We start from the raw sequence: 23964 nt of genomic DNA, 5'->3' as shown, positions 1-23964 counted from the left end.
GCAGTCATGATCTCGCAATATTCGGGTGCCGAGTCGCCCTCCCTGTATTGCGTATCGAACGTATCGGAGCACATTCAATGAGCGGCTTCTCCATTCGCCTCACCCACAAGGTCATGGCGATCGGACTCTTCGGCCTTGTCGGTCTCGTCGTCTTCGGCGCGATCTACGAGATCGGCAGCCTCTCTCAGGACGCCTCCCGCACCGTTGCCAACCGCGCCCGCGCGATCGCTGACCTGAACAAGCAGCTCACGATCGAGATGCTGGAGGCGCGCCGCAACGAGAAGAATTTTCAGCAGCGCCGCAACGAAAGCTACGCCAAGGCCCATGCCGAGCTGATGGGACCGATCAACCGCGATTTCGACGAGGTCGAGCGGTTGATGGCGGCCGGCGGTATGAGCGCGCTGTCCGACAAGACCAGGCAGGCGCATGACGGCTTCAAACGCTATGCCGAGGATTTCAAGGCGCTCGTCGTGGCCGAGACCAGACTCGGGCTGAACGAGACGCTTGGCCTGTCCGGCTCGCTCCGCGCCGCCGTGCACGACATCGAGGTGAAACTCAAGGAGATCGACGATCCCAGGACGACGAGCTGGATGCTGATGATGCGCCGGCACGAGAAGGACTTCATGCTGCGGCGCGACCCCAAATACATTGCCGAAGTGAAGAAGGCCGCGGTCGAATTCTCCAAGGCGATCGAGGTGGTCGCAGTCCCGATGGCAGTGATGAACGACATCACGGCCAAGCTCCAGAAATACCAGTCCGAGCTCGCGGCCTGGGCCGAGACCGCGCAGCAGAGCGCTACGCTGGACGCGAGCATGATGAAGACATTCCGCGAGCTCGAACCCTCCATGGTCGAGGTGCGGACCGCCGTCGACGCCATGTACAAGCAGGCGGACGCCGCGGAGGCCGCAACGCGCGATGCCGTGCGCATGTGGATGATGATCGCCTTCGCGCTCACCGTCGTCGTGCTCGCCGTGGTCGGCTTTGTCCTCGGGCGCTCGATCTCGAAGGCGCTGTCCGGCATGGTCGGTGCGATGACGCGGCTGGCGCGCGGCGAGCTTTCGATCTCCGTCCCCGGCGTCGGGCGCAAGGACGAGATCGGCGAGATGGCCGGTGCGGTCGAGGTGTTCAGGACCAACATGGCGGAGGCCGAGCGGCTGCGTGCGGAGCAGGCCGAGGCTGACGCGCGCGGGCGCGAACGGCGCAAGGCGGACATGCACCGCCTCGCCGACGGGTTTGAAGGCGCGGTCGGCGAGATCATCGACACGGTGTCGTCGGCGGCAACCGAGCTCGAGGCGTCCTCCAATACGCTGACCCAGGCCGCCGAGCGCGGCAACGGGCTCGCCACGGCGGTGGCGGCGGCCTCGGAGGAGGCGTCCGCGAACGTGCAGTCGGTGTCGTCCGCGAGCGAGGAGATGACCACATCGATCTCGGAGATCAGCCGCCAGGTGCAGGAATCGGCCCGCGTCGCCGACGTCGCGGTGGAGCAGGCCCAGCGCACCAACGCGCGCGTCGCGGAGCTGACCAAGGCGGCAGGGCGTATCGGCGACGTGGTCGAGCTGATCAACACGATCGCCAGCCAGACCAATCTGCTGGCGCTCAATGCCACGATCGAGGCGGCACGGGCGGGCGAGGCCGGCAAGGGCTTTGCGGTGGTTGCGACCGAAGTGAAGGCGCTCGCCGAGCAGACCGCGAAGGCCACCGGCGAGATCAGCCAGCACATCGGCGCGATCCAGACCGCGACGCAGGATTCGGTCGGTGCGATCAAGGAGATCGGCGACACCATCGCGCGGATGTCGGAAATTTCCTCGGCCATCGCCGCAGCGGTGGAGGAGCAGGGCGCCGCGACGCAGGAGATCTCCCGCAACATCCAGCATGCCGCGCACGGCACCTCGGAGGTCTCCGCCAATATCGGCAACGTTCAGCGCGGTGCAGGCGAGACCGGGGCTGCGTCGGCCCAGGTGCATTCGGCAGCACAATCGCTGTCTCAGGAGAGCAACCGGCTGAAGAGCGAGGTCGCGCGCTTCCTGGAGTCGGTCCGGGCGGCCTGAGGTCGTCAGTTGCTCCGTTCGAGCCGCGCATCGCGGTGCGCCGGTGTGGCGTCGCGCGATGTCTGCTGCACTGCAACTAATAATTGCGGAACATATAACGGCGGCGACAGCGAATTCCGTAGTTTCACGTAGGTTCCTGTTAACGCCTGTTTGCAACTATGAGCGCAATCTTACGGGATAAAAATCAGCCAGCATTGTTGAACTGACTTCCGCCCTGTCGTCCGTCGTGACGATGGCGGCGCAGGTGATTTGCGCGTTGCTAGGTCTCATCGGGATTTGCTGTGATGTCGAAGTTGTCGATCGTGTTCAAGCTTCTGACCGTGTTGTCGGTCCTCGTGCTGTCGCTCGCCGGCGTCGGCGTGATGGCGATCGGCACCATGCAGAGTATCAATTCCCACACCGTCGAGATCGCGGAGAGCTGGCTGCCGAGCGTGCGTGCGCTCGGCTCGCTTCGCGCCGACATCAACGAGCTGCGCGTCGCGCTGCGCCTGCACCTGATGCAGGACACCGCCGAGGGCAAGGAAGCCGCCGAGAAGCGCCTCGCCTCGCTGCAGGCGCGCATCGACCAGACCCGCAAGGTCTACGAGCCGCTGATCACCTCGGCCGAGGAGCGTTCGCTCTATGAGCAGTGGAGCAAGGCGTGGGCCGAGTACCTGAACGGGGTGCAGGACGTCATGGCGCTGTCGCGCAAGGGCGTCGGTCGCTTCCCGACCGATGCCAACGAGCTGTTGCAGACCAAGGTCGCGAAGATGGCCCAGGCCGCCGACCCGCTGCTCCAGAAGGGCATCGAGATGAACAACCGGGGCGCCGAGCTGGAGACGAAGCAGGCAGCCGACAGCTACGCCACGATCTTCCGCGTGCTGGTCGGCATCATCGTGTTCTCGGTCGTGATCGCGATCGGTGCCGCCTATTATCTCGTGCGTGACGTTTCTCGCGGCATTGCCTCGATCATCCATCCGATGCAGTCGCTTGGCGAAGGCGACCTCTCCGCCGAGGTGCCGCATCGCGGCGAGAAGACCGAGATCGGCTCGATGGCGGATGCGCTCCAGATCTTCAAGGAGGCGTTGATCGCCAAGAAGGCCGCCGACGAAGTCGCTGCTGCCGACGCCGAGGCCAAGATCGAACGCGGCCGCCGCGTCGACGCCATCACCCGCAAGTTCGAGGCCATGATCGGCGAGGTCGTCGGCACCGTGTCGTCGGCCTCGACCGAGCTCGAGGCCTCCGCGACCACGCTGAGCAGCACCGCGCAGCGCGGGCAGGAGCTTGCGACCGTGGTCGCTGCGGCGTCCGAGGAAGCCTCGACCAACGTCCAGGCGGTTGCGTCCGCCTCGGAGGAGCTGTCGTCCTCCATCACCGAGATCAGCCGCCGCGTGCAGGATTCGGCGCGGATGGCCGCGGAGGCCGTCGAGCAGGCCACGCGGACCAACGACCGCGTCAACGCGCTGTCGCAGGCGGCATCCCGCATCGGCGACGTGGTCGAGCTGATCAACACCATCGCCGGTCAGACCAACCTGCTGGCGCTCAACGCCACCATCGAGGCGGCGCGTGCCGGTGAAGCCGGCCGCGGCTTCGCGGTCGTCGCCTCCGAGGTCAAGGCGCTGGCCGAGCAGACCGCGAAAGCGACCGGCGAGATCGGGGCGCAGGTCTCCGGGATCCAGGCCGCGACGCAGGAGTCCGTCAGCGCCATCCAGGAGATCGGCGGCACCATCGAGCGGCTGTCCGAGGTGGCGGCGGCCATCGCAGCCGCCGTCGAGGAACAGGGCGCGGCCACGCAGGAGATCTCGCGCAACGTGCAGCAGGCTTCGGTCGGTACGCAGGAGGTCTCGATGAACATCACGGACGTGCAGCGTGGTGCGATCGAGACCGGCTCGGCGTCGACGGAGGTGCTGTCGGCGGCGAAATCGCTGGCGACCGACAGCACGCGGCTCAAAGTCGAGGTCGCGCAGTTCCTGGAGTCGGTCCGCGCGGCTTGATCCTCAAGTGCTCGCCTGCGGAGCCGGCGGCGGTGCGACCTGCCGCCGGAACAGGATGCGCTGGTAGAGCCAGCCGATCGCGACCAGCACGATGCCGAGGCACATGAACGACAGCGCGCGGTAGACGCCTGTCAGCGTCGACATGTCGATCACGAAGGCCTTCAGGATCGTCAGCGCGATCACCGCGGCCGACGCCAGCCGTGCCCGCTCGGAGTTGACGAGAATGCCGACGCCGAGCAGCACCACGCCGAAGCCGAGCCAGCCGATCGAATAGGTGTATTGCTCCGCGCCCGTGGTGGCGCCGTAGAGCAGGACCGGGCCGTGATAGAAGCGGCGGATCTCCAGCGTCAAATAGGTCAGCGCGAACACCAGCGCAGCGCCGGCAATCGTGTTCGCATAGGCGACGGGGCGATGTCCGGCCACCGCATAGGACAGCAGCAGCATCAGCACCGCCGGGAGAGCGTAGCCGAGCAGCAGCAGGTTGAAGACGAGACCGCCGACATCGACGCTGGAGAGCAGCCACGGATTCTCCAGGATCAGCAGGCCGAACACGCTGATGAGCCCGGCGATCGCGGTGAGCGCGATTGCGCCGACATTGTGAACGATGCTGTGGCTCCTCAGCCGCAGCCGCTCCAGCCCGATCGCCATGGCGAGCGCGACGCAGACTTGCAGGGCAAATTCGAGCAGTGAGGGCGGCGACGTCATGCGGCCGCCGGTGGCAAGATGCCGGATCTCCATGAAGGCGAGCAGCGCGGTGAACAGGATCGCGGCGGCCTCCACGATGCGCAGCGGCGGATCGTCGCCGCGGCGGCGCAGGAAGATGCTCGCGCCCCAGAACGAGGCCGCCGGCAGGCCGTAGCCCCACAACAGCCAGTTGAAGATCGGCGTGGTGCCGACGGCATCGCCGACGATGCGTGGATCATAGCCGATGCGCGCGGTAACGATCGCGGCAAAGATGGCGGCGAGCCGGCGCAGGACCGGGATCGGCCGCTGCAGCGAGATCCAGGCCGTGCCGAGCGACATCAGGGCCAGCGCGATGGTGAGCCAGCCCTTTTCGAGGGCGAAGGTCAGCGCCAGTGCCAATGCGCCGAGCGTGCCGGTCGCGAACAGCGCGACGGAGGTCGCAGCGCCCGGCCGATCTTCGCGGCGTGCCAGCGCTTCGGTCGCAGCGCCGAAGGCCGCGGCGAGCAGCACCGCGAGGATCGCGAACGGGATCGAGCGGTCGAGATGGGCGATGCGCGCGTAGAGCGCAACGAGGATCGCGGTCGGCGTCGCAACGGCTGCCGCCGACCACACCACCGGAATGACCGCCGAGCTCGAGCGGCCCTGCGCGAGAAAGCCCGCGATGCCGAAGCCGGCAGCGAAGATTGCGGCCATCACCAGATGCAGCGTCACCGCGCCGTCGATCGCTGTCGGTCCGACGCCGGGCATGGGGCCGCCCGGCAGCACCAGCATGTCGGGATTGGCGCGCACCGCCCATTCGGCGAACACGATGAAGACGGTCGCTGCGGCCGCGCCCAGCGCGCCGGTCGCCGCCGGCGCGCGCCAGGCGACGAACAGCGTCGCACCAACCAGAAGCGTGAAGGCGATCAGCGCAAGGTCCGCATGCGCGCTCGACAGCACGATCAGCATCGCGCCGAACAGATAGGCGCCGAGGGAGCTCGACGACACCGGCTCGATCTCGCCGTCCTCGATGGTCGGGCCGAACATGAAGCCGCAGACCACGAGCAAAGCGGCGAGCACGAAGCCCGCGATCGCATGGAAGGCGTGCGGCGCGACCTGCAGTTCGCTGGTATCGAGACCCGGGAAGATCCAGAGCACGGCGAAGGCGATGGTCGTCACCGCGAGCCAGCGCCACAGCCGGATGTGCGCGAGGCCGAAGCTCGCGGCGGTGACGATCGCAAGATAAACATAGAGCGCCCAATAATCCGGCTTGCCGCTGGAGACGAGGATCGGCGTCACGAACGCGCCGACCACGCCGAGGCCCGCGAGTGCGGGCCCATGCAACAGTGCCGCGGCGAGCGTGCCCATCGCGACGATGCCGAGCAGCACGAAAGCGGTGGCGGGCACGAGGAAGCCATAGAGCGCATAGGCGGCGTAGATGGTCGCGAACGCCACGGCCGTTCCGGCCGCGGTGAGGATCGCGGGGATGTTGGCGATCGGCAGCGCCGCGATGTTGGAGATGCTCTCCTTGCGTCGCGACCATTCGCCGGCGCCCAGCAGCGCGGCTGCGAACAGCCCGCCGAGGAACACGCGCACGCCGGGGCCGACGAGGCCCGCCTCGATCGAATAGCGCACCATGAAGAAGCCGCCGAGCGCGAGCGCGAGGCCGCCGATCCAGACCACCCAGCGCGTGCCGAGCCGTTCCTCGAAGCCGGGCGCCGGCGCGGGCAAAGGCGGCGGTGCGTAGGCCTCGGTGCTCGCCGCAAGCGGCGGCGGTGCATCGGCTTCAGTGCTCGCTGCGAGCGGCCGCGGTGAAACCTCTTCGGTGACGAGCGGAGGCGGTGCTGCCTCGACTTCGGGCGCGAGCGGCGGCGGCTCGGCGGCCGTCGTCGCGGGCGCCTCGGCCTGCACCTGCGTGGGCATCAGCGGCGGTGGCTGCACCTGCCGCTGCGCGTAAAACATCTCTTCGAGCGAGGCGAGCCGGCGGCGCAGCTCGGTCGCCTGGCTGGAGGCCTTGATCGCGATCAGGACAGCGATGATCGCAATGATCAGCGCAAAGACGTCAAACGGGCCGTCGAACATAAAGCCTCCAGGCAACCGGCGGGCAGGGGCCGGTCACGCAAATCCTAGGATCTAGCGCCGGGAGCGTACGCGCAAGCCCGGCGCGGGTCGTTCCTGGAGCACGTCGCGGCGGAAGCGGTAGAGCGCCGCCGGCCGTCCGCCGGTCTGTGTCGACATCACCCCGGTCGGTTCGACCAGGGCTTCGGTTTCGACCAGGCGGCGGAAATTTTGCTTGTGCAGGTGCCGGCCGGAGATCGCCTCCACCGTGTACTGCAGTTCAGTGAGTGTGAACTCCGCGGTCAAAAGTTCAAACACCACAGGACGATACTTCAGTTTCGCACGCAGCCGCGCGATCGCGGTCGCGAGAATCCGGCGGTGATCGAATCGCATCGAGGTGCCGAGCGCGGGAAGCTCCTTGCGCGCCAATGCCGCAGGGCGGCCGTCGCGCCGCGCCTCCTCGATCAGCCCGGCCTCGTACAAGAGCTCGTAGCGGTCGAGCACGCGCTCCTCGTCCCAGGGCGCGCCGTCGAGACCGAAATAGAACCGCACGCGATCCCGGCGCGGCAATGCGCGTGTGGTCTCCGGCGTCTCCTCCTCGGCCCATAGCGTCAGCGCCGGGATGATGTCACGGGCGATGATCGCGGGCGGCTCCTCGCGCCAGTCTTCCCAGGGGAGGAAGCGATACCATGGTTCGAAGCTCGCGCCGGTCGCTGCGAGCTCGCCGCCCACCGCGCGCGTCAGCGCGAGATAGCCGATCGACACCATATGCGCACCGGTGTCGCCGGCCTCGGCATGACGACCACGATCGCCGAACGTGTAGAGCTGCTCGACATAGCCGAGCCGCAAGCCCGCCTGTGCCTCGACCCAGGCGCGCAGGCCGATCTCGAACGTGCGATGGCTCGGCGCATCGAACGGCCCGAACGGCAGGCCCGCCAGCCCATCACTGCTGTGCGCGGTGAGGATCAGCGGCTCATGATCCTCGATCGCGACGATCGCCGCGGTCAGGCCGATCTCGATCGGCGTCAGCTGCGTGTCGCTCATGCGGCTGATGTCGCAGTTGTCATTCGAGCTCGATCACGAAGGGGCGGCCCTCGACCATCATCGCGCCCGGGCCCATCTCGTCGAGCGCGCGCAGCATGCGGCCGTTGCGCCCAAGCGCGCGGTCGGCAAGGCCGACGATGCGGCGGTTCGGCGAGGCTATCGGCGAGGCCGCGCGGATCTTCTTGGCGATCTCGATCTCGTCGCGATCCGGATTGAGGGCGCAGACGGCCGCGAACGCGCTCGCAGTGGAGCGGCTGATGCCGGCATAGCAATGCACCACCAGCGGCGCGCTGCGGTCCCAGCCGCGCACGAAATTCAGCACCTGGTCGATATGAGCTTCGGATGGTGCGGTGAAGCCGTCCATCTCCTCGGTGATGTCGTCCATCGACACTTTGAGATGGTTGGCCGGCAGCACCGACACCGGACGTGCCACCTGCTCGACATTGGCCATGACGGTCAGCACATGGCTGGCCCTGGTGAGGCGGACGGTTTCGGGAAGGGCGGCGAGGGAACAGACGTGGATCATGGCGGACCTTTTTGCCGCTGATTATAGCGAGCGCTCGTACGGTGGGCAAAGGCGCATCGCGCCGTGCCCACCGTTTCGCACCGCGCACATTGCGGCTAGTTTGGTGGGCGCGCTTCGCTTTGCCCACCCTACGAAGGGATGATGCTACGCGAACACCGCGTTGAACCGCTCCAGAAACTGCTTCTCGGCCCGCGCCGCGGTCCAGGGCGTGAGGTAGTCGCGCCGGACGCTGTCGGAGAGGCCGGGGTCCCTGCCGAACAGGCGCTTCGCCTCGCTTTCGCTGAAGCCGGCGAGCTCGGTTGCCTCCAGATAGGCCGCCCCGCGATCGGCGGCCTTGATGGCTTGCGTGATCTCCTCGGGCAGCGCCGGCGGCAGGCCGAAGCGGATGTGGATGGCGCCGAGCAGGCGCTTCTCCACCGCCTTGTAATGGCCGTCGAGCACGGCCTTGAACGGCGAGATCATGTCGCCGATCACGTATTCGGGCGCATCGTGCAGCAGCGCGGCCAGCCGCATGCGCTCGTCGACGCGCGGCATCTCGTGCCGCATCACGGTCTCCACCAGAAGCGTATGCTGCGCGACCGAGAAGATGTGCGCGCCGGTGGTCTGCCCGTTCCAGCGCGCCACGCGCGCGAGCCCATGCGCGATGTCGGCGATCTCGACATCGAGCGGAGAGGGATCGAGCAGATCGAGCCGCCGGCCCGACAACATGCGTTGCCAGGCGCGGGATGCCACGTCGCGTGCCGTTTTCTTCGCGGTCATTTGGCCTTGAGGCGCGGCTTGCGCTGCGTCTTGCCGCAGCTCGCGTGACAATGGCAGTCGACGAGATGGTCGTTGACCATGCCGGTCGCCTCCATGAAGGCGTAGACGATGGTCGGACCGACGAATTTGAAACCGCGCGAGGACAGTTCCTTGGAGATCTGCGTCGACAGCGGCGTCGAGGCCGGCACGCTCGCAGTGGTCTTGAAATTGTTGACCTTGGGCCGGCCGTCCATGAAGTCCCACAACAGCTTCGAGAAGCCCGGGCCCTTCTCCATGATGTCGAGATACGATTTCGCGCTCAGGATCGCGCCGTCGATCTTGGCGCGGTTGCGCACGATGCCGGCATCGTTCATCAGCGCGTGCACCTTCTTGTCGTTGTAGCGCGCGATCTTCTCCGGCTGAAAATCATCGAAGGCTTTGCGGAAATTGTCCCGCTTGCGCAGGATCGTGATCCAGGAGAGGCCGGCCTGGAAGCCGTCGAGGATCAGCTTTTCGTAGAGCGCACGGTCGTCATATTCCGGCACGCCCCATTCGGTGTCGTGATAGGCGACATAGAGCGGGTCTTCGCCGGGCCAGGGGCAGCGGGTCTTTCCGTCGGGATGCAGGCGGGGGGCTCGGCTCATGCGATGGGCTGCTTCAGGGGAATGCGGACGACGTCGGGTTCGGCGAGCCGCACGGCGAGGCCGCCGGCGGTGAGCGGCTGGCCGGCATCGAGCGCGTCCGCAACGCGGTCGATGCGCACCAGCGCGATGCCCTTGCCCTGGGCGGACGAGCCCATCGTGCCGACCGGCTTGTCGCCGGCCATAACACTGACGCCGGCCTCCGGCGAGAGGTCATCGAGCAGCACCTTGACGCTGCGGGTGCGCGCGGTGCCGCGATGCTGCATACGCGAGACGACCTCCTGGCCGACATAGCAGCCCTTGTCGAAATCGACGCCGGCGAGGCGGTCCATGTTGGTCTCGTGCGGGAACGCATCGCTGTACATGAAATCGAGCCCGCCGCGCGGCACGCCAAGCGCAATACGATGCGCCTCATAGGCGGAGGCATCGACCAGCTCGGCGCCGATGAGATCGGACAGCTTCTGCTTGAGATCTTCGGGGATCAGGATGCGAGTGCCGAGCGCATCATTGCGCGGATCGGCGAATGCAAGGTCCGGCTGCGCCGCAAGCTGGCCGTCCCAGGCCGCGAGCACACCGAGATCGAGGTTTTCCACCGTGACCTTGGCGCGCAGCTTGTAGAATTTCAGCTTGGTGGCGAGGCCCTCGGCCAGCGCCTTCGGACAGTCGATCAGGAACCCGCCGCCATGGCCTGCGGGCACCTCTGTGATCAGGAAATCCACGATGATCTTGCCCTGCGGCGTCAGCAGCGCACCGAATCGCCCCAGGCCCGGCTTCAGCCTGTCGAGATCGGTCGTGATCAGGCCGTTGAGGAAGTTGCGCGCATCCTCGCCCGCGACCTTGACCACGCTCCGGTCGGGAAGAAACGCTGATTTCATGTGAAAATCTCTTGCGACATGTTGCTCCGGAACGTAAGCCCGCAAGGCATAAACGACAAGACCTCAAGCCCCGCGCTTGGGGATGAGAGAGGCCTTCAGCCATGACCCAGCGCTTCGATGTGATCCTCAAAGGCGGCACCGTCGTCAACCAGGACGGCGAGGGTGTTCGCGATATCGGCATCACCAACGGCCGCATCGCGGAGCTGGGCCCGCTGTCGCAGGCCTCCGCCGCTGAGGTGATCGACTGCAAGGGCCTCCACATCCTGCCCGGCGTGATGGACACCCAGGTGCATTTCCGCGAGCCCGGGCTGGAGCAGAAGGAAGACCTCGAGACAGGGTCGCGCAGCGCCGTGATGGGCGGCGTCACCGCCGTGTTCGAGATGCCGAACACGTCGCCGTTGACCGTGACGGAGGCCACCTTCACCGACAAGGTGAAGCGTGCCCATCATCGCATGCATTGCGATTTCGCCTTCTTCATCGGCGGCACCCGCGAGAACGTGCAGGATCTGCCGGTGCTGGAGCGCGCGCCCGGCTGCGCGGGCGTCAAGGTGTTCATCGGCTCGTCGACCGGCGCGCTGCTGGTGGAGGACGACGAGAGCCTGCGCCGCATCTTCCAGGTGATCCGCCGCCGCGCCGCCTTCCACGCCGAAGACGAATACCGCCTCAACGACCGCAAGTCGTTGCGCATCGAGGGCGATCCGCGTTCGCATCCGGTCTGGCGCGACGAGACCGCGGCGCTGATGGCGACGCAGCGGCTGGTCAAGCTCGCGCACGAGACCGGCAAGCGCATCCACGTGCTGCACATCTCGACCAAGGAAGAGATCGAGTTCCTGCGCGACCACAAGGATGTCGCGTCCTGCGAGGCGACGCCGCATCATCTGACGCTGGTCGCACCCGAATGCTACGAGCGGCTCGGCACGCTGGCGCAGATGAACCCGCCGGTGCGCGGGGCCGATCACCGCGCCGGCATCTGGCGCGGCATCGAGCAGGGCATCATCGACGTGCTTGGCTCCGACCATGCCCCGCATACGCTGGAAGAGAAGTCGAAGACCTATCCGGCCTCGCCCTCCGGCATGACCGGAGTGCAGACGCTGGTGCCGCTCATGCTCGACCACGTCAACGCCGGCCGCCTGTCGCTGGCGCGCTTCGTCGATCTCACCAGCGCCGGCCCCGCGCGTCTCTACAACATGGCCTGCAAGGGCCGCATTGCCGCGGGCTACGACGCCGATTTCACGATCGTCGATCTCAAGCGCAGCGAGACCATTACCAACAAATGGGTGGCGTCGAAGGCCGGCTGGACCCCCTATGACGGCGTTCGCGTCACGGGCTGGCCCGTCGGCACCTTCATCCGCGGCCGCCGCGTGATGTGGCAGGGCGAACTGGTGACGGCCTCGCAGGGCGAGCCGGTGCGGTTCCTGGAGACGCTGAAGCAGTAAGGGGCATTCTTTAGCCTCGTCATTGCGAGGAGCGCAGCGACGAAGCAATCCAGAATCTCTCCGCGGAGGCAGTCTGGATTGCTTCGCTGCGCTCGCAATGACGAGGGGAGAGAGCTACAATCCCTCGACAGGGAGAGTAGTCCATGACCCAACCCCTCATCACCACTGTGCAACTCGCCGCGATTCTCGGCGATCCCAACCTCCGCCTCTACGACTGCACGACCTACAACGAGCCTGTCCCGCCCGGCAGCGACGTGCCGTATCGCGCTGTCCCGGGCGACAAGACGTTCGCGGCCGGCCACATCCCCGGCGCGGATTTCTTCGACCTGCAGGGCGAGTTCTCCGACACCTCCGCGCAACAGCTCTTCATGATGGCTGGCGTGCCCCAGCTAGAGGCCGCCTTCGGTCGCCACGGCGCTGACGCATCCAAGACCATCGTGCTCTACAGCATCGGCACCATGATGTGGTCGACGCGATTCTGGTGGATGCTGCGCTCGCTCGGTGTCGATGCACAGGTGCTCGACGGCGGGTTTGACAAATGGAAGGACGAGGGGCGGCCGGTCGAGACGGGCGCGCCGAAGGGCTATCCCGCCACCACCTTCAAGGCCGTGCCGCGCGCGGGCTTCTTCGTCGACAAGACCACCGTGAAGGCGCGGATCGGCGATCCCTCGACCGTGATCGTCAACGCGCTCGGGCCGCAATTTCATCAAGGCCTCGAGCCGAGCCGCTACGGCCGGCCCGGCCGCGTGCCCGGCAGCGTCAACGTGCCCGCGGCCACGCTCGCCCAGGCCGACAAGACACTGACGACGCTCGCCGATGCCGAAGCGAAATTCGCGGCCCAGGGCGTTACGCGCGACAAGAATGTGATCTGCTATTGCGGCGGCGGCATCTCGGCGACGATCGACCTGCTCATGCTGACACAACTCGGCTACGACAAGCTGACGCTGTACGATGCCTCCATGGGCGAATGGGCGAGGGATCCGGCACTGCCGATCGAGACGGACTAGAGGACTCTCTTACCCTCCCCCCTCCAGGGGAGGGTAAGGAAGGAGGGGGAGTGTAAGGAAGAAAGTCGGGAACCTTTATCGCGGGCCCGCATCCAATGTCCGGAACGAATGGAAACAGGTGACCACCATGCAGCGGACCGCAGCCGGCCTGTCCGCCGGCGCCAGAGCATCGGAAGCCGAACTGATCGACCGCGCGCGGGGCCGTGACGAGGCCGCGTTGCGCGAGATCATGCAGGCCAACAACCGCAGGCTCTACCGTCTTGCGCGCGGTATCCTGCGCAGCGACAGCGAAGCCGAGGACGTGGTGCAGGAAACCTATGTCCGGGCCTTTACCCATCTGGACGACTTTCGCGGCGAGTCCGGGCTGTCGACCTGGCTGTCGCGCATTGCCATCAACGAGGCGCTTGGCCGGGCGCGAAGCCGCAAGCCGCATGTCGAGCTCAGCGCTCTGCCGGAAGAGGCGCTCGACGCGCAGATCATAAAATTTCCCGTTTCTCCCGCAGGCGATCCGGAAAGGACCATGGCCCAACGTGAAATCCAGCGCGTCGTCGAACGCGCAATCGACGAACTGCCGGATGTCTTCCGCATGGTCTTCGTCGCGCGCGTCATGGAGGGGATGAACATCGAGGAGACCGCCGATCTGCTCGGCGTCAAGCCCGAGACCGTGAAGACGCGGCTGCACCGTGCGCGCACCATGCTGCGCGAGAACGTCGAGAAGGAGATCGGTCCGGTGGTGATGGATGCCTTCCCGTTCGCCGGGTGGCGCTGCGAGCGGCTGACCGTATCGGTGCTGAAGCGGCTCGGCAGCGGCGGCTGAAGTTTTTCGGGAACGTTTGCGCGAAAATCCCATCCAATGCCTGTGAAGCAACGCCGGCAAACCGTCCGGCAGCACAGGAGTTTCAAACATGTCCACCCGATGGAGCGCGGCGATCGCCGCGGCAATTCTGTTGTCGAGCCCCGCGCTGCTTCGGGGCGCCGGCGCAGCCGACAAGCCCACCGATCCGCAGATCGCTCACATCGCCTACACAGCGGGCGTGATCGACATCAACGCGGCCAAGCAGGCGCAGAAAAAGGCCAAGAACAAGGACGTCAAGGCGTTTGCCGAGGACATGCTGCGCGACCACGAGGCGGTCAACAAGCAGGCGCTGGCGCTGGTCAAGAAGCTGAACGTTACGCCTGAAGACAACGATACCAGCAAGGCGCTGTCGAAGCAGGCGAGCGACAAGCTGGCTGAGTTCGACAAGCTGAGCGGCGCGGCCTTCGACAAGGCCTATGTCGCGAACGAGGTCGCCTACCACAAGGCGGTCAACGGCGCGCTGGAAACCCAGCTCATCCCGTCCGCCGGCAATGCCGAGCTCAAGAGCCTGTTGCAGACCGGCCTGAAGATTTTTCAGGGCCATCAGCAGCACGCCGAGCATGTCGCGGCCGAGCTGAAATAGGGGGTGTGGGATGAAGCCGGGACACCTCGCTTCGATCGCGCTTGCGGTCGTCTTGCTGTCGATCGTCGTCCCGGCGCGCGCCGCGACCATTCAGATCACAATGGAAAATCTCGTGGTTTCACCGGCCGAAACGTCCGCGAAGGTCGGTGATACCATCGAATGGATCAACAAGGACGTGTTCGCGCACACCGCCACGGCGAAGAACGGCGATTTCGACGTAATGCTGCCACCGAAGAAGTCGGCAACGTTTGTTCTGAATAAGGCGGGAACAGTCGATTATTACTGCCGCTATCATCCCAACATGAAAGCGACGCTCAAGGTCGCGCCGTGAGGGAGGAGGGAGTGCATTCCCGATCGTAGTGGGAATATCTCCCGGTCATCGCGAGACTAATGCTAGTCCGGGGGAGGCGGCTTCCGTGCGATAAACGCAGCAGACTTCGCGAACCTGTTCGCCAGATCCCGTTCGCCAGGTCATTCATCCGTAGACTGGCCCCGCCCGTGTGGCGGGGTCATTTTTCGCAAGCAGCTTACTGCCTTGCGAGAGTGACCGAGAATTCGCCGTTGCGGATGCGGCCCGGAAAGCCCTCGACGAATTTCGCCACCGCATCCTCGCCGTAGGTGCCGACGAGCTCGGCGAATGCCGCAAACAGGCTCGCCTGCGCCAGGCAGTCGCCGTCGACGCCATCATGGCGCGCTTCGGCCCAGGCCTCGTTGAGATAGCTCAGCGCGGCCTGTTTCTGCTCGTGATCGGGCAGCGGCGCGCGGGCGGGGGCGTAGGACACTGAATGGCTCATGAAACTCGATCAGGGCTGGGGCGCGATCCACGGCGATGCGCTGTACGAAAGGTGTAGCACGCGTATTAACGCCCGCTAGGCCACATCTTTAGGAACGGTTAACGGCTGTGAACAAAGTCGATGACAGGGTTCCAGATGCGCGTTCGCGTTCATCTCTCGTCATTCCGGGACGCGCCGACAGGCGCGGGCCCGGAATCCATCGTGCGTCAGAGTTGGTGGCCCGATGGATTCTCAGATGCGCAATTGCGCATCGTAGCTCGCGCTTCGCGCGCCCCGGAATGACGGAAAGAGAAATCAGTTCGCGTAACGCGCGGTGAGATCACGCGAGATCTTCGAGCCTTCCTCGATATAGCGGCGGATCGCCACCGTCGCGGCCGGCGTGCAGCTCCGATAGGTCTGCTGGAAGCCGTTATAGCCGCGGTTGAAGCCGGCGATCATGCGGGTGCGGCGCTCGCCCGAGGGGGTTTCGGCATCGATCAGCGCCTGCATCTCGCTGCGCCATTTGTTGCCCTCGTTGGACCCGCAGATGCCGCGCAGATAGTGCAGGCCGCCCAAAATCTCCGCCAGCCGCTGCAAATCGGCGTCAAACGGCGCCGCCACGTCCTGGGCCCTCGTGGGCACGGAGGCGCAGGCGAGAATCAGGGCAAAAATGGCCAGAAATCGCGTGGACATCGGCGGGGTGTATGCCCCCTCGGGGCGGAGGACGCAAGACGGGGCAGTCAGGGCCCGATCAGCCGGGCGGCCGACAGGATGACCTCCTCCAGCCCCCCGGTCAGCTTGAGGTCGCCGAGGCTCGCCAGGGCGCCGGGGGCGATCCAGCGGTAATCGTCGAGCTCGTCGTTGAGAGCCGGCTCCTTGGCCACCCAGCGGGCGGCAAAGGACATGATCAGGTAATGGCCGGCGCCGGGGGCGGTCGGCAGCACCTCGCGCCAGCCGGCGAGGCCGATGATTTCGATGGCGAGCCCGGTCTCCTCGTCGACCTCGCGCGCCAGCGCCTGGTGCAGCGATTCGCCGAACTCGACCCGGCCGCCGGGCAGCGAATAGAACCCCTTGGCGGGCGAGCGGGCGCGGCGGGTCAGAAGCACCTTGCCGTCGCGGAAGATGGCGGCGCTGACCGCGATCTGGGGGTGGGTGGGCTGGATGACCGCAGGCATATCTTCAACGACCCTTCAACAGCCCTTGGCTCAATTCGCCATGATGGTGTCGACGTCGGCTTCCGCGCCGCCATTGATGATGCCGCCGCAGGCCGCGATCAGCGGCTTGACCCAGAGCGTGGCCTGCTCGGCGAGGCGGACGCGGGTCGTATCCTTCTCGACCTCGCGCATGGCCGAGCCGACCGCTGTCAGGATCGAGGTCATGGTATCAGTGATGTGGTCGAACTGGGCGCGCACGTTCGGATCGGCCTTCTCATAGGCTTCGATGGCCAGATCCCGTGCCTTGAAATTCGACGCGGTGAAATGCTCGGCATAGGACAGCGGCGACCAGGTCAAAAAATCTTCGGCGCATTCCGGCATGTCCGGGACCATTTCCAGCAGCATCACGGCTTCATTGAAATGGTTGAGATAGTCGGTGGCAAGCCCGGTTCGCGGGTTGATGTTGGCCACGCGCAGCCGCTCGGCCCAGGCGGCGGCCTCGGGGCCCGTCTGTACATGCGTCCGCGCGGGTTGGGAGGCCTTTGAGCTCATCTGCCGCAGTGTTAGCGTTCGGGGTTAAAACGACCTGAACGGACCCTATATAGATCGCCAAGGATGTGTGGACGCTTCGTCATAACTTCGGCCCCCGCGGCTTTACGGCAACTGTTCGGCTACATCGAGCAGCCGAATTTCCCGTCACGGTACAACGTCGCGCCGACACAACCGATTCCAGTCGTGCTGCTCGAGAACGGCGCGCGCCATTTCCGCTTGATGCGCTGGGGATTGTTGCCCAGCTGGGTCAAGGATCCCAAGGGATTTACGCTCCTGATCAACGCGCGCTCCGAGACGGTGCTGGAAAAGCCCGCCTTCAAGAACGCGATTCGGAGGCGCCGCGGCCTGATTCCCGCCGACGGCTATTATGAATGGAAGACGGAGGGCGGCCGCAAGCAACCCTTCTTCATCCACCGCGCCGATGGCGAGCCGCTCGGCTTCGCTGCGGTATTCGAGACCTGGGTCGGGCCGAACGGTGAGGAGCTCGACACCGTCGCGATCGTCACGGCGGCGGCGGGCGAGGATCTCGCCGCGCTGCATGACCGCGTGCCCGTCACCATCAGCCCGCGCGATTTCGAGCGCTGGCTCGACAGCCGCGGCGACGATGTCGATGCGGTGTTGCCGCTGATGTCCACCCCGCGCATCGGTGAATTCGCCTGGCACCCGGTCTCCACCCGCGTCAAACGCGTCGCCAATGACGACGATCAGCTCGTGTTGCCGATCAGCGCGGAGGAGATGGAGGCCGAGGCAGAGGCAGAGGCTGCGAAGCCGAAGAAGGTCGCGCGGAAGGTTGCTGCTAGCTCGTCAGATGACGGGCAGGGGTCGTTGTTCTAGGCGGCGGTGCCGTAGGGTGGGCAAAGCGAAGCGTGCCCACCATCGTGTTTCAAGCAAGTGGATAGACGGTGGGCACGGCGCGTTGCGCCTTTGCCCACCCTACGCGATCTACACGATCTCTTTTGCCCTGAGCGCCGCGATCTCCGCTGCATCAAATCCCAGCTCGCCCAGCACAGCATCCGTATCCGCACCCAATTCCGGCGCCATCCGGTCCAGCCGGCCGCCGCCATGGGCGAGCTTGAAGCCGCTGCCGGCAAAGCGCAGGCGGCCGTAGGGCGTATCCAGCTCCTGGATCGCGCCGCGGGCCTGGATTTGCGGATGATCGATGACCTCCTCGACCTTCCAGATGCTGGCGCAGGGCGCGCCGGCATCTTCCAGGATTGTCTCCCACTCGCGCGCAGGCCTGGCCGCCAGCGCCTCCTCGATGATGGCGCGCAATGCGCTCTCGTTCTCGTTGCGCGCGAACCAGTCGGTGAAGCGCGGGTCCGACAGCGTGTCCTCGCGGCCGAGCGCGGACATCAGCGCGCGGTACTGCTTCTCGTTGTTGACGGCGAGCAGGATGTGGCCGTCGCCGCATTTGAACAGATTTGCCGTGGTCCGACGGCTCACCGCCTGGTTACCCGACAGCTGCTGGCGATGGCCGGCGACCGACCAGTCCGCGATCTGCCCCGAGAGAAACGCCATCGTTGCCTCCAGCATCGAGACGTCAATGAGCTGTCCCTTGCCGGTGCGGTCGCGCTGATACAGCGCGCTCGACACGCCGAATGCGGCCGTGGCGCCCGAGAGCACGTCGCACACCGCAAAGCCCGCGCGCGTCGGCCCCGTCTCGGGATGGCCCGTGATCGCCATGATGCCCGACAGCGCCTGCATCTTGCCGTCATAGCCGGGCCGCAGGCGGTCCGGGCCGGTCTGGCCGAAGCCGGACACGGCGCAATAGATCAGTTTTGGATTGATCGCCGACAGCGCCTCATAGCCGATCCCGAGCTTGTCCATCACGCCCGGGCGAAAGTTCTCCATGACGACGTCGACTTGCATCACGAGCTTCTTCACGATCGCGATCGCATCGGGCTTTTGCAAATCGAGCGTCAGGCTGCGCTTGTTGCCGTTGATGGCCTGGAACGCCGGCGCCAGTCCGCGCTCGGCCCATTCGCGGCTGAGCGGCGTGCGGCGCATGTCCTCGCCCTCGCGCCGCTCGACCTTGATGACATCTGCCCCCAGCAGCGCGAGCTGGTAGCTCGCATAGGGGCCGGCCAGCACTTGCGTGAAGTCGAGAATCTTCACGCCCTCGAACGGTCGCGTCACGTCGCTCTCCCCATTGTTTGTTGTTGTCGGAGGACGTCAGGCGGCGCGGTTGCCGCGCGCGATCTCCTTCTGCTTGTCGAATTCGGCGCGGCGGCGCGCCAGCTCTTCGGGCGAGAGCTGCGCGACATTGTTGTAGTCGAGCTTCCAGGACGCGTCCTCGCTCCAGCGCAGCGGCGACTGCATCGTGGTCTGCGGCCCGCTCGCGCTTTCCAGCAGCGTCAGCGCGAGCTCGAGTGTTTGCGCCTGCGAGGCGACGTCGTGCGGCTTGCCCGCCGAATTGCCGAGCGGGAAGTCCGAGAACAAGAAGCGCGGCACGGCGGCATGCTCGATGATGTCCTTGGCGCAGCCCATCACCACGGTCGGAATGCCGTTGGCCTCGAGATGCCGCGCCACCAGTGCGGTGGTCTGATGGCAGACCGGGCAGTTCGGCACCAGCACGGCGACATCGACCTTGTCAGCGAGGCAGCGCGCCAGGATTTCCGGCGCGTCGGTGTCGAGCGTGACGCGATGGCTCCGGTTGGTCGGCGCGCCGAAGAAACGCTGGCTCACCTCGCCGATGCGGCCTGCGGCAGATGCCTTCAAGAGCTGCGGCAACGGAAACCAGGTGCCGTTGTCGGTCGCCGTGGTGTGCTTGCGGTCGTAGCCGATGTGCGAGATGCGCAGATCGTGCTGCTTCGAGGTGTCGCCGTCATAGACCTGGTAGAATTTCGCCCCGCCATTATACGCCGCGCCCGGGCCCTGGTCGCCCTTGGTGGGATCGTAAGGCGCGGCCGTGGTGATGATCGTCACGCGCGATTGCGCCAGCGGTTTTTTCAGCGGCTGGAACGGCGCCTCGGTGTAATGCGCCCAGCGATATGGCGTGGTGTAGCCGATCGCGGTGTAATATTCGCGCGTGCGCTGCATATAGGGGACGGGGGAGTCATAGTCGGGCGCAAAGCCGAATTCGTCGTCGCGCGAAGCGGACATGGGGCGCGTCTCCTGGTTCTTGGTTGGGACCAGACTAGAGATAGTTTTGGGGTAGCTCAACCGGGGCGGGGCGGCGCAGGGCAGAATTGCAGGCTTAGTGGAGCCGATTGCGCTGTCTTCCCCTCTCCCCTTGTGGGCCTGTTGCGTTATCGGCTCTTGAGGCTGAAGACGTCAGGAGCGAGTGCCCTGGTCCCGGCAATTGCCTGGCAAGATCTGTAGTTGTCGCCCTGAGCGGGCAGCTCACGCGGCGATCGTGGCCCACCGCCTCATGTTGAAGGCGATCGAGGCGAGCAGGACTTGCCCGGTCGCCTTGATCAGACCGACGTAGCGGATGCAGGTCAGCCGCATGCGGCGTTTGAGAGTAGCGAAGGTGGTCTCGACCTGGGCTCGTCGACGCGCGATGAGGAGGTTGTAGCGTTTGAGCCTGGGCGGCAGTTCCGGGTGATGTCTGTTGGGCCGACGAGCGATGCGGGGCTTCTTGCCTTCCGCCTTCAGCCGGGCCCGTCGGGCATGGGTGTCGTAAGCCGCATCGGCCCAGACCACGGCTTCATCGCCGCGGATCAAAGCGTCCGCCGGTGTCGTATCGTTGACGTTAGCGGGTGTGGTCAACACCGCGCGGATCAAGCCGGATCCTTCGTCGACACCGACATGGGCCTTGTAGCCGAAGGTCGAGCCGCTTTTGCCCTGCCGTTTGGCAAACCGGGCATCAGGATCGTTTGAGGGGCGATCCTCCTTGGGCGGAGCCGAGACTGCCTGGATCAAGGTCGCATCCAGCATCGTGCCGCGCTTGAGGATCACGCCGGCATTCTCAAGCTGACGATCCAGTTCGCCAAACAGCTTCTCCAGCAGGCCTTGTTCAACGAGCTGGTTCCGGAAGCGGTTCAGGACCGTGTGGTCGGGCGTCGCATCCTCAAGGCTCAAACCGACGAAGCGCTTGAACGACAACCGGTCGCCCAGCGCTTCCTCGAGTTCGCGCTCCGAAAGACCATACAGCGACTGCAACAGCACAGCACGAAACAGCACCAGCACCGGATAGCCTGGTCGACCGGGCCCCCCTTCATCCCGCAAATGGCCGATCAGCTTCTCGAACCGGTACCACTTGACCAGGCCAGCCAGCCGATCCAGCGCCGCATTGGCGCCGGCTCCCTTCGGCATCAGCGCTTCCACAAAGCTCGGCTGTCCCGTCCGCTTGACCGCCATCGCTACCCTCCAAGGCTTTGCCCTAGGGAATCACAATTGACGAATTACGCAACAGGCCCCTTGTGGGAGAGGGTGGCTCGCCGCGGAGCGGCGAGACGGGTGAGGGGTATCTTTCCGCGAGCCCGCTTTTTCTGAATTTGCGGACGCATACCCCTCATCCGGCGCTTCGCGCCACCTTCTCCCACAGGGGGAGAAGGAAGAAAGCGTAACTCACCTGAAAATATGCAGCGCCGCGTATTGCAGCAGCATGATCGCCTTGGCGTCGATGATGCGTCCATCCGCGATCATCGCCAAGGCCTCGTCGATCGAGAGCTCCAGCACCTCGATGTCCTCGCCCTCGTGCTCGAGGCCGCCGCCGTCGCTGACCCGCATCTCCGGCTCGTATTCGGCGACGAAGAAATGCAGCTTCTCGGTGATGGCGCCGGGGCTCATGAAGGCCTCGAACACCTTGTGGACGTGGTGCAGGCGATAGCCGGTCTCCTCCTCGGCCTCGGCGCGGATGCGCACCTCGGGGGAGGCATCGTCCAGCACGCCGGCGGCCGCTTCGATCAGGAGATCGTCGTAGCCGCGGATAAAGGCCGGCAGGCGGAACTGGCGCACCAGGATCACCGTACGCCGTGCGCGGTTATACGGCAGCACGGCGGCGGCGTTGTCGCGCTCATAGGTTTCCCGGTGCTGCGTCTGCCACTCGCCATTGGCGCGCTGGTACTCGAACGTCGTGGTCTTCAGCGTGGTCCAGCCGTCCGAGAGCACGCGGACGTCCTTGATGCGGACGCGGTCGGAAATGGTCATTGCTGTTTTCCAGCTACGTTGTGGAAGCGCGGCCGTCGAGCCACTTCTGGAACATCACCGAGGTCGATTCCTCGAAACCCAGCGACTGGTAGAACGCATTGGCTTGCGCGTTCTCGCGGCGGACCAGCAGTTGCAGCTTCAAAATGCCGGCCTGCCGCAGCCAGTCCTCGGCCGCGACCATGATGACGCGGCCATAACCGCGTTTGCGCCCATCGGGATCGACCGCGACGTAATAGACCCAGCCGCGATGGCCGTCATGGCCGACCATGGCGGTGGCGACGATCGCGCCGCCATCGCGGCCGATCAGCACGGTGGAATTGTCGCGCCGCCGCGCCAGCGCGATGTCGGCATGCGGATCGTTCCAAGGGCGCGTCAGGCCGCAGCGCTGCCACAGCGCGACGAGGGGCTCGACATCGGCGTCGGTGATCGCATCGATCGTAAGTGAGACGCTCACAGCACCTTCCCCGGATTCATGATGCCGAGCGGGTCGAGCATCGCCTTGATCGACCGCATCAGCTCGATCGCGGTCTTGTCCTTCACCTCGGGCAACTCGTCGCGCTTGAGCACGCCGATGCCGTGCTCGGCCGAGATCGAGCCGCCCATGCGCAGCACGATCTCGAACACGACCGCGTTCATCTCGTGCCAGCGCGCCAGGTAATCCGCGGTGTTGGCGCCGATGGGCTCGCTGACATTGTAGTGCAGATTGCCGTCGCCGAGATGGCCGAACGGCACCGGCCGTGCGCCGGGGATCAGTTTCACGACGGCGGCATTGGCTTCGTCGATGAAGGCGGGCACGGCGGCGACCGGAACGGAGATGTCATGCTTGATCGAGCCGCCCTCCGGCTTCTGCGCCGACGACATCTCCTCGCGCAGCTTCCAGAAGCCGTTGCGCTGGGTGAGGTTGGCCGCGATCACGGCGTCGTCGACGATCTCGTCTTCCATGGCGCGGGTCAGGATCGTCTCCAGCGGCGTGCGGGCATCGTCGCCGGGCGAGGACAATTCCATCAGCACGTACCAGGGATGTTTTGCTTCGAGCGGGTCGCGCACGTCGATGCCGTGGCGGACCGAGAAGTCGACCGCCATCTCCGACAGCAGCTCGAAGCTCGTCAGCGCGTTCGCGGCTTCGCCTTGCGCGATGGTCAGCAGCTTCAGCGCCGCCGCCGGCGATTTCAACCCGACGAAGGCGGTCTCGATCGCCCGCGGCTTCGGAAACAGCTTGAGCGTGGTCGCGGTGATGATGCCGAGCGTGCCTTCCGCGCCGATGAAGAGGTTGTGCAGATTGTAGCCGGTGTTGTCCTTCTTCAGCTTCGACAACACGTTGAGCACGCGACCGTCGGCGAGCACCACCTCGAGCCCCAGCGCCATCTCGCGCGCAACACCATAGGCGAGCGCGGCGGTGCCGCCGGCATTGGTCGAGAGATTGCCGCCGATGGTGCAGCTTCCTTCGGCGCCGAGCGAGAGCGGAAACAGCCGGTCCACGTCGGCCGCCTTCTGCTGCGCGACCTGGAGCACGACGCCGGCCTCGCAGGTCATGGTGTTGGAGGCAGTGTCGACCTCGCGGATCTTGTCGAGCCGGCGCAGCGACACCACCACTTCGCCGTTGTGCGGCGTCTGGCCGCCGACGAGCCCAGTGTTGCCGCCCTGCGGCACCAGCGCGATTCCGTGCGCGGAGGCGAGCTTGCAGATCGCCGAGACCTCCGCCGTCGAGCCCGGGCGCAGGACCAGCGGCGAGCGGCCGTGAAACAGGTTGCGCTCCTCGGTAACGTAGGCCTCGATGTCGGCCGCGTCGGTGATGGCATGTCGGTCGCCGACGATCTTGCGGAATTGTTCGATCAGCTCTGGCGCAAGCGGCGGGGTGGCAGATTTATTGACGTTCATGCTCTTGTCTCTTGTTCGCTCTTATCTCTTGCGCATGATCTTATCGGAAAACCGCTGCATACTTT

24 protein-coding genes are annotated in these 23964 nt (G+C 65.8%); 8 read left to right on the top strand and 16 right to left on the bottom strand.

What is annotated here, in order from left to right; translation table 11 throughout:
* Positions 1-77: 77 nt before the first annotated feature.
* Together AB7290_RS33655 and AB7290_RS33650 are read left to right on the top strand one after the other, a co-directional pair.
* Complete coding sequence (locus AB7290_RS33655; RefSeq protein WP_085402568.1) at positions 78-2048, top strand: methyl-accepting chemotaxis protein; 1971 nt, start codon at positions 78-80, stop codon at positions 2046-2048.
* 284 nt (positions 2049-2332) lie between these two features.
* Positions 2333-4021, top strand: a complete 1689-nt coding sequence (locus AB7290_RS33650; RefSeq protein ID WP_085402569.1) for a methyl-accepting chemotaxis protein — start codon at positions 2333-2335, stop codon at positions 4019-4021.
* Positions 4022-4024: 3 nt separating this feature from the next.
* On the opposite strand, the gene AB7290_RS33645 is transcribed toward AB7290_RS33650, so the two are convergent.
* From AB7290_RS33645 to ygfZ, 6 genes are all read right to left on the bottom strand, one after another.
* Entirely contained in the window at positions 4025-6766 is a 2742-nt protein-coding gene (locus AB7290_RS33645) for a DUF2339 domain-containing protein (protein WP_085402570.1), read from the bottom strand.
* A 51-nt stretch (positions 6767-6817) separates the two neighbouring features.
* On the bottom strand, positions 6818-7786 hold the full coding sequence (locus AB7290_RS33640; RefSeq protein ID WP_085402571.1) for an NUDIX hydrolase: 969 nt from the start codon (positions 7784-7786) through the stop codon (positions 6818-6820).
* Between the two features lie 19 nt (positions 7787-7805).
* Positions 7806-8312 carry a tyrosine phosphatase family protein gene (locus AB7290_RS33635; protein WP_028152156.1) on the bottom strand — a complete coding sequence of 169 codons (507 nt, stop codon included), beginning with the start codon at positions 8310-8312 and terminating at the stop codon, positions 7806-7808.
* Positions 8313-8456: 144 nt separating this feature from the next.
* Positions 8457-9071, bottom strand: a complete 615-nt coding sequence (locus AB7290_RS33630) for a YfbR-like 5'-deoxynucleotidase (protein ID WP_085402572.1) — start codon at positions 9069-9071, stop codon at positions 8457-8459.
* Positions 9068-9694 (bottom strand): DNA-3-methyladenine glycosylase I, encoded by a 627-nt coding sequence (locus AB7290_RS33625; protein WP_063985089.1) that lies wholly within the window; start codon positions 9692-9694, stop codon positions 9068-9070. The genes AB7290_RS33630 and AB7290_RS33625 overlap by 4 nt, the downstream gene beginning before the upstream one ends.
* Entirely contained in the window at positions 9691-10566 is an 876-nt protein-coding gene (ygfZ, locus tag AB7290_RS33620; RefSeq protein WP_085402573.1) for a CAF17-like 4Fe-4S cluster assembly/insertion protein YgfZ, read from the bottom strand. The genes AB7290_RS33625 and ygfZ overlap by 4 nt, the downstream gene beginning before the upstream one ends.
* A 101-nt stretch (positions 10567-10667) precedes the next feature.
* On the opposite strand from ygfZ, the gene AB7290_RS33615 reads away from it, so the two are divergent.
* From AB7290_RS33615 to AB7290_RS33595, 5 genes are all read left to right on the top strand, one after another.
* A complete protein-coding gene (locus AB7290_RS33615) occupies positions 10668-12002 on the top strand; it encodes a dihydroorotase (RefSeq protein WP_085402574.1) in 1335 nt (444 codons plus the stop codon).
* A 143-nt stretch (positions 12003-12145) separates the two neighbouring features.
* On the top strand, positions 12146-13009 hold the full coding sequence (locus AB7290_RS33610; protein ID WP_085402575.1) for a sulfurtransferase: 864 nt from the start codon (positions 12146-12148) through the stop codon (positions 13007-13009).
* A gap of 127 nt (positions 13010-13136) precedes the next feature.
* Complete coding sequence (locus tag AB7290_RS33605; protein WP_085402576.1) at positions 13137-13826, top strand: RNA polymerase sigma factor; 690 nt, start codon at positions 13137-13139, stop codon at positions 13824-13826.
* An 88-nt stretch (positions 13827-13914) separates the two neighbouring features.
* Complete coding sequence (locus tag AB7290_RS33600; RefSeq protein ID WP_085402577.1) at positions 13915-14448, top strand: DUF4142 domain-containing protein; 534 nt, start codon at positions 13915-13917, stop codon at positions 14446-14448.
* A 10-nt stretch (positions 14449-14458) separates the two neighbouring features.
* On the top strand, positions 14459-14779 hold the full coding sequence (locus AB7290_RS33595; protein WP_085402578.1) for a cupredoxin domain-containing protein: 321 nt from the start codon (positions 14459-14461) through the stop codon (positions 14777-14779).
* A 196-nt stretch (positions 14780-14975) separates the two neighbouring features.
* Here the strand turns inward: AB7290_RS33595 and AB7290_RS33590 are convergent, their stop codons facing one another.
* The 4 genes from AB7290_RS33590 to AB7290_RS33575 all read right to left on the bottom strand — a co-directional run bounded on the left by AB7290_RS33590 (position 14976) and on the right by AB7290_RS33575 (position 16927).
* Entirely contained in the window at positions 14976-15242 is a 267-nt protein-coding gene (locus AB7290_RS33590; protein ID WP_014497305.1) for a hypothetical protein, read from the bottom strand.
* A gap of 294 nt (positions 15243-15536) precedes the next feature.
* The gene (locus AB7290_RS33585) at positions 15537-15914 is read right to left on the bottom strand and encodes a TIGR02301 family protein (RefSeq protein ID WP_011085347.1); all 378 of its coding nucleotides are present in this window, start codon (positions 15912-15914) and stop codon (positions 15537-15539) included.
* Between the two features lie 47 nt (positions 15915-15961).
* Positions 15962-16396, bottom strand: a complete 435-nt coding sequence (locus AB7290_RS33580; RefSeq protein WP_085402579.1) for an NUDIX hydrolase — start codon at positions 16394-16396, stop codon at positions 15962-15964.
* Positions 16397-16426: 30 nt separating this feature from the next.
* Complete coding sequence (locus AB7290_RS33575; RefSeq protein WP_028152167.1) at positions 16427-16927, bottom strand: hypothetical protein; 501 nt, start codon at positions 16925-16927, stop codon at positions 16427-16429.
* Between the two features lie 63 nt (positions 16928-16990).
* Between AB7290_RS33575 and AB7290_RS33570 the strand changes: the two genes are divergently transcribed.
* On the top strand, positions 16991-17761 hold the full coding sequence (locus AB7290_RS33570) for an SOS response-associated peptidase (protein WP_085402580.1): 771 nt from the start codon (positions 16991-16993) through the stop codon (positions 17759-17761).
* A gap of 108 nt (positions 17762-17869) precedes the next feature.
* Here the strand turns inward: AB7290_RS33570 and AB7290_RS33565 are convergent, their stop codons facing one another.
* The 6 genes from AB7290_RS33565 to AB7290_RS33540 all read right to left on the bottom strand — a co-directional run bounded on the left by AB7290_RS33565 (position 17870) and on the right by AB7290_RS33540 (position 23899).
* Positions 17870-19063 (bottom strand): CaiB/BaiF CoA transferase family protein, encoded by a 1194-nt coding sequence (locus AB7290_RS33565; protein ID WP_085402581.1) that lies wholly within the window; start codon positions 19061-19063, stop codon positions 17870-17872.
* A 36-nt stretch (positions 19064-19099) separates the two neighbouring features.
* A complete protein-coding gene (locus tag AB7290_RS33560; protein ID WP_085402582.1) occupies positions 19100-20029 on the bottom strand; it encodes a glycine reductase in 930 nt (309 codons plus the stop codon).
* Between the two features lie 240 nt (positions 20030-20269).
* Positions 20270-21229: an IS5 family transposase gene (locus AB7290_RS33555; protein WP_085398127.1), complete on the bottom strand. Its 960-nt coding sequence runs from the start codon at positions 21227-21229 to the stop codon at positions 20270-20272.
* A 210-nt stretch (positions 21230-21439) separates the two neighbouring features.
* Entirely contained in the window at positions 21440-22021 is a 582-nt protein-coding gene (locus tag AB7290_RS33550) for an NUDIX domain-containing protein (protein ID WP_085398461.1), read from the bottom strand.
* Between the two features lie 13 nt (positions 22022-22034).
* Positions 22035-22475 (bottom strand): GNAT family acetyltransferase, encoded by a 441-nt coding sequence (locus AB7290_RS33545; protein WP_085398460.1) that lies wholly within the window; start codon positions 22473-22475, stop codon positions 22035-22037.
* On the bottom strand, positions 22472-23899 hold the full coding sequence (locus AB7290_RS33540; protein WP_085398459.1) for an FAD-binding oxidoreductase: 1428 nt from the start codon (positions 23897-23899) through the stop codon (positions 22472-22474). Before AB7290_RS33540 ends, AB7290_RS33545 begins: the two co-directional genes overlap by 4 nt.
* Positions 23900-23964: the final 65 nt, after the last annotated feature.

Source organism: Bradyrhizobium sp. 613_E4_N2_2, assembly GCF_052075995.1.
GTDB classification, from domain to species: domain Bacteria; phylum Pseudomonadota; class Alphaproteobacteria; order Rhizobiales; family Xanthobacteraceae; genus Bradyrhizobium; species Bradyrhizobium barranii.
This window is presented reverse-complemented; position numbering and strand designations above follow the sequence as displayed.